At 43.1% G+C, this 15,059-nt stretch carries 13 protein-coding genes and 1 riboswitch; of the genes, 6 read left to right on the top strand and 7 right to left on the bottom strand.

The window, feature by feature from the left end:
• Position 1: 1 nt before the first annotated feature.
• The 4 genes from mutS to mqnE all read right to left on the bottom strand — a co-directional run bounded on the left by mutS (position 2) and on the right by mqnE (position 5,238).
• Complete coding sequence (gene mutS / locus PHEP_RS09375) at positions 2–2,611, bottom strand: DNA mismatch repair protein MutS (RefSeq protein ID WP_036673966.1); 2,610 nt, start codon at positions 2,609–2,611, stop codon at positions 2–4.
• An 86-nt stretch (positions 2,612–2,697) separates the two neighbouring features.
• Positions 2,698–3,423 (bottom strand): menaquinone biosynthetic enzyme MqnA/MqnD family protein, encoded by a 726-nt coding sequence (locus tag PHEP_RS09370; protein ID WP_015807704.1) that lies wholly within the window; start codon positions 3,421–3,423, stop codon positions 2,698–2,700.
• Positions 3,424–3,432: 9 nt separating this feature from the next.
• A complete protein-coding gene (locus PHEP_RS09365) occupies positions 3,433–4,044 on the bottom strand; it encodes a histidine phosphatase family protein (protein ID WP_015807703.1) in 612 nt (203 codons plus the stop codon).
• Positions 4,045–5,238 carry an aminofutalosine synthase MqnE gene (gene mqnE / locus PHEP_RS09360; protein ID WP_015807702.1) on the bottom strand — a complete coding sequence of 398 codons (1,194 nt, stop codon included), beginning with the start codon at positions 5,236–5,238 and terminating at the stop codon, positions 4,045–4,047.
• Positions 5,239–5,351: 113 nt separating this feature from the next.
• Between mqnE and PHEP_RS09355 the strand changes: the two genes are divergently transcribed.
• On the top strand, positions 5,352–5,561 hold the full coding sequence (locus PHEP_RS09355; protein ID WP_015807701.1) for a DUF6965 family protein: 210 nt from the start codon (positions 5,352–5,354) through the stop codon (positions 5,559–5,561).
• A complete protein-coding gene (locus PHEP_RS09350) occupies positions 5,554–6,333 on the top strand; it encodes an NIPSNAP family protein (RefSeq protein ID WP_015807700.1) in 780 nt (259 codons plus the stop codon). The genes PHEP_RS09355 and PHEP_RS09350 overlap by 8 nt, the downstream gene beginning before the upstream one ends.
• Before the next feature lie 157 nt (positions 6,334–6,490).
• Here the strand turns inward: PHEP_RS09350 and PHEP_RS09345 are convergent, their stop codons facing one another.
• Positions 6,491–6,982 (bottom strand): lipocalin family protein, encoded by a 492-nt coding sequence (locus PHEP_RS09345; protein ID WP_015807699.1) that lies wholly within the window; start codon positions 6,980–6,982, stop codon positions 6,491–6,493.
• A 115-nt stretch (positions 6,983–7,097) separates the two neighbouring features.
• Between PHEP_RS09345 and PHEP_RS09340 the strand changes: the two genes are divergently transcribed.
• The 4 genes from PHEP_RS09340 to PHEP_RS09325 all read left to right on the top strand — a co-directional run bounded on the left by PHEP_RS09340 (position 7,098) and on the right by PHEP_RS09325 (position 12,362).
• A complete protein-coding gene (locus tag PHEP_RS09340) occupies positions 7,098–8,213 on the top strand; it encodes a trans-sulfuration enzyme family protein (RefSeq protein WP_015807698.1) in 1,116 nt (371 codons plus the stop codon).
• Between the two features lie 162 nt (positions 8,214–8,375).
• Positions 8,376–8,489: riboswitch (SAM riboswitch) on the top strand.
• Positions 8,490–8,715: 226 nt separating this feature from the next.
• The gene (locus PHEP_RS09335; RefSeq protein WP_015807697.1) at positions 8,716–10,020 is read left to right on the top strand and encodes an O-acetylhomoserine aminocarboxypropyltransferase/cysteine synthase family protein; all 1,305 of its coding nucleotides are present in this window, start codon (positions 8,716–8,718) and stop codon (positions 10,018–10,020) included.
• Between the two features lie 33 nt (positions 10,021–10,053).
• Positions 10,054–11,112: a homoserine O-acetyltransferase family protein gene (locus PHEP_RS09330; protein ID WP_015807696.1), complete on the top strand. Its 1,059-nt coding sequence runs from the start codon at positions 10,054–10,056 to the stop codon at positions 11,110–11,112.
• An 8-nt stretch (positions 11,113–11,120) separates the two neighbouring features.
• The gene (locus tag PHEP_RS09325; protein ID WP_015807695.1) at positions 11,121–12,362 is read left to right on the top strand and encodes a homoserine dehydrogenase; all 1,242 of its coding nucleotides are present in this window, start codon (positions 11,121–11,123) and stop codon (positions 12,360–12,362) included.
• Between the two features lie 70 nt (positions 12,363–12,432).
• Here PHEP_RS09325 and PHEP_RS09320 read toward each other — a convergent pair whose 3' ends face one another.
• Together PHEP_RS09320 and PHEP_RS09315 are read right to left on the bottom strand one after the other, a co-directional pair.
• On the bottom strand, positions 12,433–13,755 hold the full coding sequence (locus PHEP_RS09320; protein WP_015807694.1) for a dihydrolipoamide acetyltransferase family protein: 1,323 nt from the start codon (positions 13,753–13,755) through the stop codon (positions 12,433–12,435).
• Positions 13,756–13,805: 50 nt separating this feature from the next.
• Entirely contained in the window at positions 13,806–15,053 is a 1,248-nt protein-coding gene (locus PHEP_RS09315; protein ID WP_015807693.1) for a competence/damage-inducible protein A, read from the bottom strand.
• Positions 15,054–15,059: the final 6 nt, after the last annotated feature.

The following is a 15,059-nucleotide window of genomic DNA, read 5'->3' as shown; positions in this document are numbered from 1 at the left end:
ATTACTGTTTAATTAAACGCTGTATCTCGTCCAGCTTCAGCAAAGCCTCAACGGGTGTCAGCACGTTTACATCCAGGTTGTTCAGCATATCCCTTATTTTAACTAAAATCGGGTCGTCTACAGCAAACATATGCAACTGATAGGCCTGGTTCTGTACTTTTTTAATGCTGTCCTTAATGCTCTGGCCTTCTGTTCGGTCAATTTCGAGTTTCTTTAAGATCTCGTTGGCCCTGTTGATCAGCTTAGGTGGCATACCTGCCATCTTAGCCACGTGGATACCAAAGCTATGCTCGCTACCCCCGGGGATGAGTTTCCTTAAAAATATCACTTTATTGCCCAGTTCTTTAATAGATACATTAAAGTTCCTGATGCGGTTCATGGTAGTTGCCAGCTCATTCAGTTCGTGATAATGTGTGGCAAACAGCGTTTTAGGCCTGGCCGTTGGATGCGTATGTAAAAACTCGGCAATGGCCCAGGCAATGGATATCCCGTCATAAGTACTGGTTCCCCGGCCGATTTCATCAAGCAGGATCAGACTATTATCAGATATATTGTTCAGGATACTGGCGGTTTCATTCATCTCTACCATGAACGTACTTTCTCCGGATGACAAATTATCCGATGCCCCAACGCGGGTAAAGATCTTGTCGACCAGTCCGATAGCAGCGGCCTTGGCAGGAACAAAACAACCCATTTGCCCCATGAGCACGATTAAGCCTGTCTGGCGTAAAATGGCCGACTTACCCGACATATTGGGACCGGTAATGATGATGATCTGCTGGGTATCGTTATCCAGGAACACATCATTGGTAATGTAGGCCTCGCCCACCGGCAGGCGCTGTTCAATAACCGGATGTCTACCCCCTTTGATGTCGAGTACCTTGCCTTTATTGATCTCTGGTTTTACATAATGGTTTTTAACGGCCAGTTGGGCAAAGCAAAGCAATACATCCAGCTGGGCAATTAAAAAAGCATTCAGCTGGATGGGTTTTATATAAGTACTTACCTGGTACATCAGTTCGTTGTACAGCTTTACTTCTATCTGCTGGATTTTTTCCTCTGCCCCCAGGATCTGCTCTTCATACTCCTTCAGCTCGGGGGTAATGTAGCGCTCGGCACTAACCAGTGTCTGCTTCCTGATCCAGTCGGCAGGCACCTTATCCTTATGGGTATGGGTAACTTCCAGGTAATAGCCAAAAACATTGTTAAAGGCTACTTTTAAAGATGGGATACCCGTTGCGGCAGCCTCCCTTTTCTGGATTTCCACTAAATAATCCTTACCTCCAAAAGAAATTTTTCGCAGCCTGTCCAGTTCCTCGTCTATGCCATCGGCAATCACGTTGCCTTTGATCAATAATGCCGGCGGATCCTGCTGTAATTCTCTTTCCAGCTTTTCGCGGATGCTTAAGCAAGGGTTCAGCTGATCAGCAAGAACCGATAAAAAGGGGTTCTTTGAGGCTTCAGCGACATTTTTAACGGCTTCAATATGGTACAATGCTTTTTTAAGCTGGCAAAGCTCTCTTGGCCCTACCTTTTGGAGTCCCACTTTGGAAATCAGTCTTTCCAGATCGCCGATCTGTTTGATGTGCGAGAGGAACTCCTGTAAAAGCGCGTCGTGTTTCACCAGAAAATCAACCATGCCCAGGCGTTCTTCTATAGGTTTCAACTCCTTCAGTGGCATAATGATCCACTTGTGCAGCAAACGGGCACCCATTGGTGTGCTGGTTTGGTCAAGCACTTCAAAAAGCGTTACCGCATTGTCATTGGCCGAACTTACGAGTTCCAGGTTACGGATGGTAAAGCGGTCGAGCCACATGTACTTATCCTCTTCCAAACGGGAGATGGAGGTGATGTGCTTTAAGTTGCGGTGTTCAGTTTCATTTAAATAATGTAATACCACTCCGGCAGCTACAATACCGGTCTGCAGTCTATCTACCCCAAAACCCTTTAAAGAATTTACTTCAAAATGTTTGGTCAGCGTTTCATTGGCATAATCGCCGGTAAAGGCCCAGTCGTCCAGATGATAGGTATAAAATTTATCCCCAAATGCCTCCAGGAATTCCTTTCTTTTGGTCTTTTGAAAAACAACCTCATTGGGCCTGAAACCTTGTAAAAGTTTATCAATATACTCTGCATTGCCTTGTGCGACATGGAATTCTCCTGTAGAAATATCTGCAAAAGACACCCCTATTGTATTTTTGTCAAAAAATACCGCAGCCAGATAATTATTTGATTTCTGGTTCAGAATATTGTCATTATAGGCTACTCCAGGAGTGACCAGCTCGGTTACGCCTCTTTTTACAATTGTTTTAGTGGTTTTGGGATCTTCCAGCTGATCGCATATGGCTACTCTTTGGCCGGCCCGTACCAGCTTGGAAAGATAATTGTCTAAAGAATGGTGCGGAAAGCCTGCCAGTTCCAATGCGCCGTTGGGACCAGTTCCCCTCCTGGTCAGTACAATGCCTAATATCTGGGAAGTTTTAATGGCATCTTCACCAAATGTTTCATAAAAATCTCCAACTCTGAACAATAATAATGCACCCGGGTACTTTGCCTTAATCACATTGTACTGTTGCATTAACGGGGTTTCCTTAGTATGATCTTTAGCCAAAATGATTCTGTTTACAAAATCGTAAAGATACTACCTTGAGGCGTAGGCTTTGCGATTTGTTGAAAATTAAAAAAATGTGAATAGGTTTATAATTTTGTAATGTACATCAGGAAGAGCTCCAGTGCCTCACGTTTTTTGGCTGTAAGCTCAAAATCCAGTTTATGGAGCAGATAATCCTCCAGATCAAAATTCGCCTGCTCGGGCAATTCCTGTAAAAGTGCTTTCCTTTTGGACAGGCCGAAGGCCAGGGCCTCATTAAAATCATTGATAAAAGCCTGCGGAATAGGCTTATTGGCTACCCATGCGGCATACATAAATGGCAAACCTGTAAAATTCATCCATTCCTGCCCCATATCGTAGGCATAAGCAAATTCTTCTTTTCGCCCAAAGGTACGGTCGCCAATCAACACGATGGCATCTGTTTCTGCTGCCTGATCGGTGGTATAACTTACCTGTTGTTTAAAATGGAATTTCAGTAAAACTTTAGCCAGGTGATTAGAGGTCCTGGAATGGAGATCCAGTTTTACTGTGCCGATCTCGGCAACAGGTACCTTACTAAAAATGAACACAGAATTTACTGCCCCAACCGAGCCAATACAATAATCGGCTACAATATGGGCGTTAGGAACATCAGGTATTGCAGCTACGGGAATCAGACCTATATCTACCTGTCCGTCAATTAATTTAGCTGCACAATCTGTAGGAATATCCAGACTCAGGTCAATCTGGTCCAGCAAAGCTGAATGTTCGATTCCATAAATAAAAGGCTTGGTATTGGTATAGGAAACGGCAGAAATCTTAATCTTATTCAACAGTACAGGTTATTTTAAATGATCGGTATTGTTAAACTCAGTGATCACAAACTGACCTCCACTAAGTTCAACTTTATAAAGTGTGGTATTCTGATGGGGGAACTCCGTCATTTCGGAGATGGGTTTATTGGTAAGCAGGCATAAAAACAAGCGCATAGCCCGGCCATGCATACAAACCAATACGGTTTTCTCATTTGCAGCCCCTTTAATAACATCCAGCGCTTCCTGCTCTCTTCTAACCACATCATTTGGACTTTCACCCCCCTCAAAATGGGCATCATAATCGCCGGCTTCCCAAGCCTCCATCAGGCCTTTAAATGCAGTAATGGCATGTTCATCATTAGGTTTACCTTCCCATATCCCCCAGGCCAGTTCATCCAGTCCGGCCAGTTGCTCCCAGGGGGTACCGGCATCAATAAAACCTTTAACTGTCTGATGTGTACGCTTTAATTCAGAGGTATATACTTTATCAAAAGGTATGTTTTTATACGCTTCGTAAAAAGCTGCCGCCTGTGCCTTTCCGGTATCATTCAGGTCGCTGTTGATGCCCCTGCCCTGTACTATTCCCTGTTTGTTTAAATCTGTTTCACCATGTCTGATGATATATATTTCCTTATCCATTTAATTGATTACTGGCAATTTATAATATTGTGGTTTTACTTCATCCTCAAAGGTAACCTGGCTGTAATCCGTTACTACGTTATACAGTGTATCCCTTTCTATTGGTTTCCGTTTTACCTGTTTGATGAGGTCGACCAGGTCGCGGGTACTCATTGCCGGGTGTTGTTCCTCTGCACCTGCCATAGAATAGATCTTGGTCGTATCGTCTAAAGTACCATCTATATCATCAACACCAAAGTTTAGCGACAACTGCGCGGTTTGCCTGCTGATCATTGCCCAATAGGCTTTAATGTGGTCAAAATTATCCATGTAAATACGGGCAATGGCATAATTTCGCAAATCTTCTATCACCGAAACCTCCGGAACATGGTCCATCTGGTTGTGCTGGTTCCTGAATTTAAGCGGAATAAAAGCCTGAAAGCCTCCGGTCTTGTCCTGTTGCCGGCGCAAACGCTCCATATGGTCTACCCTGTGCCAGAATTGCTCTATATGACCATAAAGCATGGTAGCATTTGTTTTCATGCCCAGTTTATGCGCCTGTTCGTGAATATCGAGCCATTGCTCGGCATTGCATTTATCGTGTGCAATTTTTTCCCGTACTTCCGGATGAAAGATCTCTGCCCCACCGCCGGGCATGGAATCCAAACCGGCTTCCTGCATGTATTTCATCCCGTCATAATGGCTCAGTTTCGCCTTTTTAAAGATATAATAATACTCAACAGGAGTTAATGCCTTGATGTGCAGCTCCGGGCGGTGTGCTTTTGCCCTTCTGAAAAAATCGCTGTAAAATTCAAGGTTCTGTTTAGGCACTACCCCGCCGGTAATGTGCACCTCTGTTACGGGTTCATGGTCATATTTCTTCAATACCTCCATCATACCGTCCACACTCATTTCCCAACCTTCTTCTTTCTGTTTGATCAGACGGGAGTAAGAGCAGAATTTACAATCGTACACGCAAACATTCGTAGGTTCTATATGAAAATTCCGGTTGAAATAGGTATTGTCGCCGTGCTTTTGTTCCCTGATGTAATTGGCTAAAACACCCAGATAGCCCAGTTCCGCATTTTCATACAGGTAAACGCCCTCATCAAAGGTAATCCTTTCCTGGTTCTGAACTTTTAGGGCAATTGCTTTGAGTGCTGCCGGAAGATCAGCATCTGCTAAGATCAATGCAAGTTTTGAAGTAGTATCCATCTGTTAGGTATAATGGACAAAAATAGCATAAAATCATTAGATACCTGTTTTTTAAACCGATTTAACCTGTCAGCATTGTGTAAAAGAGCTTCACTAACCTTATATTTGCGACTATGACAATTGAAGAACTAGAAGCCCATTTTTCAGGAATAGATTTACCCCAATCGATAAACCTTTGTCCAGGTACCAGAATAAATGATGTTGCCCATTGTGTACAAACCCACCTGGTAGTTTTAAAGATACACGGTAATGTAAGGCCCTTTGAATGCTTTTATGACCGTCTGATCAAAATCAAAGAAATTATAGAAACCAACCATGCCTAAACTTATCACTATTTTCATTGGTATACTCCTGCCGGTAACCCAGCTTCTTGCCAATGCACCTGACAAAGATTTTTATCAGATCAGGATTTATCATCTGAAAAACGCGGAGCAGGAAAAAACCGTAGATGATTTTCTAAAACTGGCTTACCTTCCTGCGCTACATCGTGCAGGCATTGCTAAAGTTGGTGTTTTTAAACCCGTCCGGACAGATGATCCCCAGGCCGAAAAACTGATCTATGTATTTATTCCCTTTCGTTCCTACCAGCAGTTTTCCAGCCTGGAAAATGTATTGGAAAAGGACAATAAATTGAAGGAAGACGGGAAAGCCTATCTCGATGCCTTACATACGGCCGCGCCTTATGAAAGGATGGAAAATATATTGTTAACTGCTTTTGAAGGACATCGGAATCTTAAAATGCCAAATTTGTCTTCAGCAAAAGCAGAACGCATTTACGAACTGCGCAGCTATGAAAGCCCGACCGAAAAGCGCGCTAAGAACAAAATAGAAATGTTTAATAAAGGAGATGAAATAGGCTTATTTAAACGTCTGAATTTCAATGCCGTTTTTTATGCTGAGGTGATTGCAGGCAGCCGAATGCCCAACCTTATGTATCTGACCACCTTTGAAAATAAAGCAGACAGGGACGAACACTGGAAGACCTTCGGAAAAGATGAGCAATGGCAAAAACTAAAAAACATGCCGGAATATCAGAACAATGTATCCAAAAACGACACCCGGTTCTTATATCCTGTTGATTATTCGGATATATAAAAAATTATATATGCTATAATAACAAATCAGGGTGCCTTTTGGGCACCCTGATTTGTTATTACTTGAAAGAAAAATCACCTTCTCAGAAAAGTCCTGGCATCTTTGCGCTTTTTCAGCGCAATTATGCAGGCTTAGAAGAGAACGGTTATTTTTCCCCTTATTTTGCAGCTTTATTAAAATTCAGCACAATGTAAGCTGTTGCACTGCCATATTCAACCGGTGTTTTGATCACCATATTTTCGCCATTGGTTGAGGCCAGTAACATCCTGTAGCCTTCTGTTACATTTTTAGGCTTATCACCTTCGTATATTTTTTTAAACTGGAAAGTGTCCTCTTTTGTGCTGGCCGACCAGTAAATGGTTTGTGTTTTAGCGGCACAGCCTGTTCCACCCGGCAAGCTATAACTACCATTGCCACTATTGGTTAACCGCCATGTACTGCCTACAAAACAAGTGTAGGAACCTTCTCCGAACAAGGATTTTACGGAAGATTGAGGGATTCCTTCAAAAGTAATGTCATTTAACACCCAGTTACCTGTAATGTTACCTCTTTTTAAAGGTTGTGTAGTGGCTGCACCTTTTGGTGAACAGCCTTGCAATACCATTAATGCACTGCAAAAAATGGCTGCTATCAGGAATATTCTTTTCATATCTTAATTTTTTACTTTTTAAATACATAAATCCTGCCAAAACTTCAGCATAATAATTTTTACCTTTAACCTCATTATACCTTTACGCTATATTTTAGCATTTAACCCCATAATAATGAGAGCAGAAACATTGGCCATACATGCTGGAAATTTATATGAACCCCATACAAAAGATGTTACAGCACCGATAAATTTATCTACAACTTTTTTAAGGGACGCTGACGGTGGATACTCTGGTGGACATATGTATAGCAGAATGAGTAACCCCAACCGTGCTGCATTGGAAAAAACAATGGCAGAGCTGGAAAAGGGTGCGGATGCCTGTGCTTTTTCATCAGGCAATACTGCCGGAATGAGTGTTTTTCAGGCTTTAAAACCGGGCAGTCACATTCTGGCACCGGACGACATGTACTGGGGTTTTAAAAGACAGTTACAAAGCATATTTGCCGATACCATTGAGATCGACTTTATCGATTTGACAAACCCGGACCTGATTGGCGGGCACATCAGGAAAAACACAGTGATGATCTGGGTAGAAACCCCATCGAACCCCCTGCTGAAGATTACCGACATTGCTGCGATTGCACAAATCGCCAGATCAAAGGGGTTGATACTGGCCTGCGACAGTACCTTTGCTTCGCCATGCCTGCAAAACCCGATCGCACTGGGCGCTAATATTGTGATGCATTCTTCAACCAAATACATAGGCGGACATAGCGATGTGCTGGGCGGCGTACTCGTTACCGCAGAAAAAGATGAACTCTGGGAGAAAATCAGGAACATACAGCAGGTAGGTGGCGCAGTACCTTCGCCCTTTGATTGCTTTTTATTGAGCAGGAGCATCAAAACACTAGCCTACCGCATGCGGGGGCATTGCGAAAACGGAATGGCCCTGGCCCTTTACCTGGAAAAACATCCTGTTGTTGAAGCCGTATTTTATCCTGGACTGCCCACACATCCAGGTCATGAAACCGCCAGACAACAGATGACTGGTTTTGGAGGTATGCTGTCCATCCTGATCAAAGGTGGAGCAGATGAAGCGAGACGGGTTGTAAACAAAATGAAGCTGTTTGCTCAGGCGACAAGTTTGGGCGGGGTAGAAAGTTTAATTGAACACCGGGCCTCGATAGAAGGTCCTGACACCAAAACACCACAAAATTTAATTCGGATATCAGCTGGACTGGAACATATTGATGACTTAATTGCTGATTTTGAACAGGCTTTATCTTAAAAAGGCTAAGGCTAAGCAGGGTTAAAAATCAAATTATAAGCTTAAATATCAATTAATTACAAAATAATCAGAATTAAATTTTGGTTATTTTGTTCCTGAGCCCTACATTTGTGGCATCAATTGGCGAAAGCCGATCAAGTCAACACCTCCTAACAAAGGTTTGATTTATAAAGAAGTGGCGAGAGACAGGCTCTTTGACCCACTGGCAACCCTCCCAAAATGGAGAAGGTGCCAATTCCTGACCGGGCAGCATGGTGCTGTTTGGAAAGATAAATTAAAACAGATGAAAACGATTATTTCAACACTTCGTAATTATTGTTGCCCAAAGCATACCAACTGTATGTGCTGTTGCATGCAATAATCCTTAAAATCTTCCTTTTGCATTTCTTGATCCATCCGGAAGGCCCTTTTGGGTACGCTAAACAAAACATGCTTTCAGGCTAGAATTATGCCCGGTCGCATCCCATAGAAAATCAATTACACCATATAAAATTCAAAAATTATGTCAGCTTCTCATAAATTCGAAACACTACAAGTACATGCAGGCCAGGAAATTGATCCTACAACAGGCTCAAGGGCCGTTCCAATATATCAAACGACTTCTTACGGCTTCAAAAACTCCGAACATGGTGCAAACCTTTTCGCTTTAAAAGAATTCGGGAACATTTACACCCGTATCATGAACCCTACTACAGATGTGTTTGAAAAAAGGGTGGCCGCACTGGAAGGTGGTGTAGCAGCCCTTGCCGTAGCATCGGGACAGGCCGCACAGTTCATCGCTTTAAACAACATTTTAGAGGCAGGAGATAATTTTGTATCCTCATCCCATCTGTACGGAGGTTCGTATAACCAGTTTAAAGTTGCCTTTAAGCGTTTGGGCATTGAAGTTAAATTTGCCAATGGCGATGATCCTTCAGATTTTGAAGCCAAAATAGACGCCAATACCAAAGCTTTGTATGTAGAAAGTATCGGTAACCCGGCCTATAGCATCATCGATTTCGAAAAATTAGCTGCTATTGCCAATAAACACGACCTGCCCCTGATTGTAGACAATACTTTTGGTGCAGCCGGTTATCTGTTTAAGCCCCTGGAACATGGTGCGCATATTGTGGTACAATCGGCCACCAAATGGATTGGCGGACACGGGACCAGTATAGGTGGGGTAATTGTAGACGGCGGAAACTACAATTGGGGAAATGGTAAATTTAAACAGTTTACAGAGCCTTCTGAAGGTTACCATGGCCTTGTTTTTAACGATGTATTCGGAATAGGCGGCCCATTTGGTAACATACAGTTTATCATTCGTGCGCGTGTAGAAGGATTAAGGGATTTTGGTCCGGCCATTGCGCCAATCAACTCTTTCCTCTTGTTACAGGGTTTAGAAACCTTATCCCTTCGTGTGCAGCGCCATGTAGACAATACGCTGGCCCTGGCCACCTGGCTGGAAAACCATGAAGCAGTAAAAAGTGTAAGCTACCCGGGTCTGGAAAGCAGCCCTTATCATGCCAATGCTAAAAAGTATTTGCAAAATGGTTTTGGTGCAGTATTGTCATTTGAACTAAAAGGAGATAAAGAACAGGCTACAGCTCTGGTAGACAGCCTTAAACTGGTAAGCCACCTGGCCAATGTTGGCGATGCAAAAACCCTGATCATCCAGCCTTCGGCTACCACCCATCAGCAACTGAGCGAGGACGAACAAATTGCTGCCGGGGTTAAGCCCAATCAGTTAAGGGTATCGGTTGGTATAGAGCATATAGACGATATCAAAGCAGATTTTGAACAGGCCTTTGCCAGTATCAAAAAATAAACACCTGCTCCTCAATTTTACCAAGATTTAGTAATGAGTACAATCTCCATATATAATTACAACAAAACCTTTAAACTTGAAAATGGCAAAAAGTTGCGTAAGCTTGAAATTGCCTATCAGACTTATGGTAAATTAAATGCCAAAAAGGACAATGTAATTTGGGCCTGTCATGCACTTACAGCGAATTCTGATGTGCTGGATTGGTGGAAAGGGCTTTTTGGCAACAATGCGCTGTTTAATCCTGATGAACACTTTATCATATGTGCCAATGTATTGGGCTCGCATTATGGCAGCACCAACCCATTGAGTACCAATCCGGTAACTGGTCAGCCTTATTACCTGGCCTTTCCGGAGTTTACCATCAGGGACCTGGTTGCAGCACACCGGCTGCTTGCAGCACATCTGGGGATCAGTACGGTTAAGGTATTGATTGGCGGTTCATTAGGGGGACAACAGGCATTGGAATGGGCCATCACTGATAACAATGCCATAGAGAACCTTATTTTAGTGGCCACCAATGCCGTACACTCGCCATGGGGCATAGCCTTTAATGAGAGCCAGCGGCTGTCCATTACAACGGACCGTAGTTTTTATGCACAAAAACCTGATGGCGGGTTAAAAGGATTAAAAGTTGCCAGAAGCATTGCTTTATTGTCCTACAGGACCTATGATGCCTATTCGGCTACCCAGCTGGAAAGTGTGAACGATAAAATCGGTAGCTTCAGGGCTTCTTCCTATCAGAATTACCAGGGAGAAAAACTCTGTAAGCGTTTCAATGCTTACAGCTACTGGTACCTGAGCAAAGCGATGGACAGTCATAATGTAAGCAGGAACAGAAATAGTGTAATTGACGCCCTGGCATTGGTAAAAGCAAATACCCTGGTAATAGGTATTGAAAACGACATTCTTTTCCCATTGGCAGAACAGGAGTTCATGGCAGAAAACATCCCTGGTGCAGAATTCCAAAGTCTGAAGTCGGCCTACGGCCATGACGGTTTCCTGATTGAAACAGATGCGCTTACAAACGTTATTGGTAATTTCCTTAAAGAGAGCGTACACAAGAAAATAATTAAATTACATAAAACAGCATAAATAAACAGATGAGCAAGAAACTTAAAATTGGGTTATTTGGTTTTGGAGTAGTGGGCCAGGGATTACATGACATCATCCGCGGTCAGGATCTGAATCTTGAAATCATTAAGATCGCCATCAAAAACCCCGACAAAAAGCGCAGCCTGGATGCACACCTTTTTACCACAGATCACAATGAATTGCTGAACAATAGCGAGATCAACACGATTGTAGAACTGATTGATGATGCTGATGCTGCTTTTGATATTGTTAAAAGGGCATTGATCAGTGGCAAGAACGTAGTTTCAGCCAATAAAAAAATGATCGCTTCGCACCTTGCCGAACTGGTAGAGCTACAGGAAAAATATGATGCATCGCTACTCTATGAGGGTGCAGTATGTGGCAGTATCCCAATTATCCGTAACCTGGAAGAATATTACGATAATGAACTGTTGCATGGCATCAGCGGGATATTTAACGGTTCGTCAAATTATATCCTCTCAAAAATATTTAACGAAAACCTGGAATATGGGGTGGCTTTGAAACAGGCACAGGACCTTGGCTTCGCAGAAACAGATCCAATTCTTGACGTAGGGGGTTATGATCCTAAATTTAAGCTGGCCATTGCTACGGCGCACGCTTATGGTTTATTCATCAATCCCGATAAAATCCTTAATATTGGCATTCAGAACCTTTCTGAAAATGACATCAGATATGCAAGGGAAAAGAACTTTAAAATTAAACTGGTACCTACAGCCCGCAAAATAAGCACTAAACAGGTGGTTACTTATGTATTGCCCAAATTTGTAAAATCTGATGATTTTCTTTACAATGTAGAGAATGAATATAATGGGGTAACTGTGCAGGCTGCATTTGCCGACAAGCAGTTCTTTTTTGGAAAAGGAGCTGGCGGACATCCGACTGGTGCAGCTGTATTGTCTGACATTGCTGCCTTAAGGTATGGTTACCGCTATGAATACAAAAAATACCACCAGCACAATGGACTGTTACATACTGACGATGTAAACATTGAAGTTTACCTGCGTTATGTACACGAATACACTGTAGAAAAACTGCAGATTGAAAATATTGTGGAACGTTTTTCACGTGATGATTATAAATACGTGATTGGCAATGTAAGCCTGAAAAGCCTGATAGCTAATCGCGACCTACTGGAGCAGAAAGACGTATTTATTGCCCACACCGGAAAATATACTTATACGGAGCAGCAGATTAAAACTGTAGCAGACGAAGAGGTATTATTTAATTAATTATTTTTTTGTTTTGATCATGAAAAAGGCCCCAATGGGGCCTTTTTCTATGAGTTGTTCTTCTACGCTACTATATTTCTCTGTTAAGGTCCCATTTTTCCAGGTAATCGGCCACCCGGCGTACGAATGAACCCCCAAGGGCCCCGTCAACAACCCTGTGGTCATAAGATAAAGAAAGGAACATGATATGCCTGATCGCAATCACATCACCAGCTTCCGTTTCCAACACCGCTGGTTTCTTTTTAATGGCACCCACAGCCAATATAGCTACCTGCGGCTGATTAATGATCGGTGTGCCCATTACATTACCAAAAGAACCCACATTGGTTAAGGTGAAAGTGCCGTTTTGCGTTTCATCAGGCTTTAATTTCGAGGCCCGGGCACGGCTGGCCAGGTCGTTAACCGCTTTTGTTAAACCCAGCAGGTTCAGCTCATCCGCATTTTTTATTACCGGCACAATCAGGTTACCACTTGGTAATGCAGCTGCCATACCGATATTGATATCTTTTTTCTTAATGATCTGATTTCCGTTTACCGATACATTGATCATCGGAAAATCTTTGATCGCCCTGCTTACCGCTTCCACAAATATGGGCGTAAAGGTGATCTTCTCGTTTTCACGCTTCTCAAAATCCCTTTTTACCTTTTCACGCCATAGTACCATATTGGTTACATCTGCTTCTACAAAAGAGGTTACATGCGGAGAGGTCTGTTTGCTCATTACCATGTGTTCGGCAATTAACTTACGCATCCTGTCCATCTCAATGATCTCATCACCACCACTTATACTTGCCGCTGCCTGAGTTGGCTGAACTTTTAGGGGTTGTGCGACTGCAGACTGCTGGGCTACGGGCTTCACTTCTTCCTCTCTGCTTACATCGCCAGTTTTTTTCCCGTTTTGAATATAGTTCAATAAATCATCTTTAGTTAAACGCCCTTCAGCACCGGTTCCGCTAATTGTATCCAATTCTTCAACAGTTATTCCCTCCTGTAATGCAATATTTTTTACCAGGGGCGAATAAAAACGGTCTGAGACAAAATCAGCAGGAAGCTGTTCCATCCCCGGTATGTTTGCTGTAACTGGCTCCGCCTCAGGTACGCTTACTGCTGCAGGAGTTTCAACTGCCTGCTCAGCAACTACCGGGGCATCGGCATCCGTTTCTATAATCGCAATTACGGCACCTACCTGTACAATATCGTCTTCTTTAAATAATTGCTTTACTAATCTACCCGCTATTGGCGATGGGACTTCAGAATCTACTTTATCCGTGGCAATCTCCAAAACAGTGTCATCCATCTCAATCAGTTCACCCGGTTGTTTAACCCATTTAATTATGGTTGCTTCCGCAACGCTCTCCCCCATTTTAGGTAACAATAATTCGTATTGAGCCATTTTTTATTTTATGATTTGTATCAGGTGCAAAAGTAAAGTATTTCCCAGACTTAACCCACATCTTGTTTCAGCTCATTCAAAACCATCGTTAATGCAGCTATTGCCGCACGTTCAATATTTTGTGCACGACGGTTGCCAAACCTGAACAACCTGGCCACTACCTTATATTGGGTTGCTACTGCAATCCACACAGTACCAACGGGTTTCTCTTCAGTACCTCCATCCGGGCCGGCAATTCCACTCACGGCGACCGCATAATCTGTTTTGAAATTAGCAACCGCACCCATGGCCATTTCTTTTACTGTTTGCTCACTCACCGCTCCGTAATTTTCCAGGGTTTCAGGCAGCACACCAAGGACGGACATTTTTAATGCATTGGAATAAGTAACCGCAGCGCCTGCAAATACGGCAGAACATCCAGGATGCTGCGTGATCAATTGAGAAATATAACCACCAGTACAACTTTCGGCAGTGCTCAAGGTAAGCTGCCGTTCCTGCATGATGTTCAGCAGTGCCTTTTCCAGCGGAATATCCTGGTCGGCCACCACATTTTTTTTCACCCTGCCGATCAGTTGCTGTGCATAAAACATCACTTCCTGCTGCAGCGTTGCTTCATCGGCACCTGTTCCACTTAATCTCAGCCGTACCTGTCCAAGTTTGGGCAGATAAGCCAGTTTAATGTGATCAGGTAAGGCATTTTCAATGTCTTCAATTTCCTGGGCCAGGAAAGATTCGCCAATACCGGCCGTTAAAATGGTTTTATGAAAAATAGCGGGCAGTTTAAATGCGTTTTTCAAACGTGGCAGGATCTCTTCCGTCATCAGGTACATCATTTCGAATGGCACCCCTGGCATAGACACATAGATTTTTCCATGTTGCTCAAACCACATACAAGGTGCCGTACCATTCTTATTCTGGATCACCTCACAGCCATCGGGCACATCAGCCTGCCGGCGGTTCAGCTCTATCATCGGTCTGTTCAGGCTCGTAAAAATATGCGTTACATGGTCTAAAGTTTCCTGGTCCCTTCTAAAACCCATATGGAAGTACTTTGCCATAGTTACTTTGGTCACATCATCTTTAGTAGGCCCAAGACCTCCGGTAATCAGGATTACATCCGCCCGACCTTCGGCAAGTTTCAGCGCTTCTGTAATATGTGCTGCATCATCAGACACCGAGGTAATCTGTTTAACCTTAATACCGATCAGGTTTAATTTCTGTGCCATCCATGCAGAATTGGTATCTACAATCTGCCCGATCAGTATTTCATCACCAATGGTTATAATTTCAGCTAACATAGCGTA

The sequence above is a fragment of the Pedobacter heparinus DSM 2366 genome (assembly GCF_000023825.1).
In the GTDB taxonomy this organism is placed as follows: domain Bacteria; phylum Bacteroidota; class Bacteroidia; order Sphingobacteriales; family Sphingobacteriaceae; genus Pedobacter; species Pedobacter heparinus.
The sequence above is the reverse complement of the archived record's forward strand: the minus strand, read 5'-3'. Positions and strand labels throughout refer to the sequence as shown.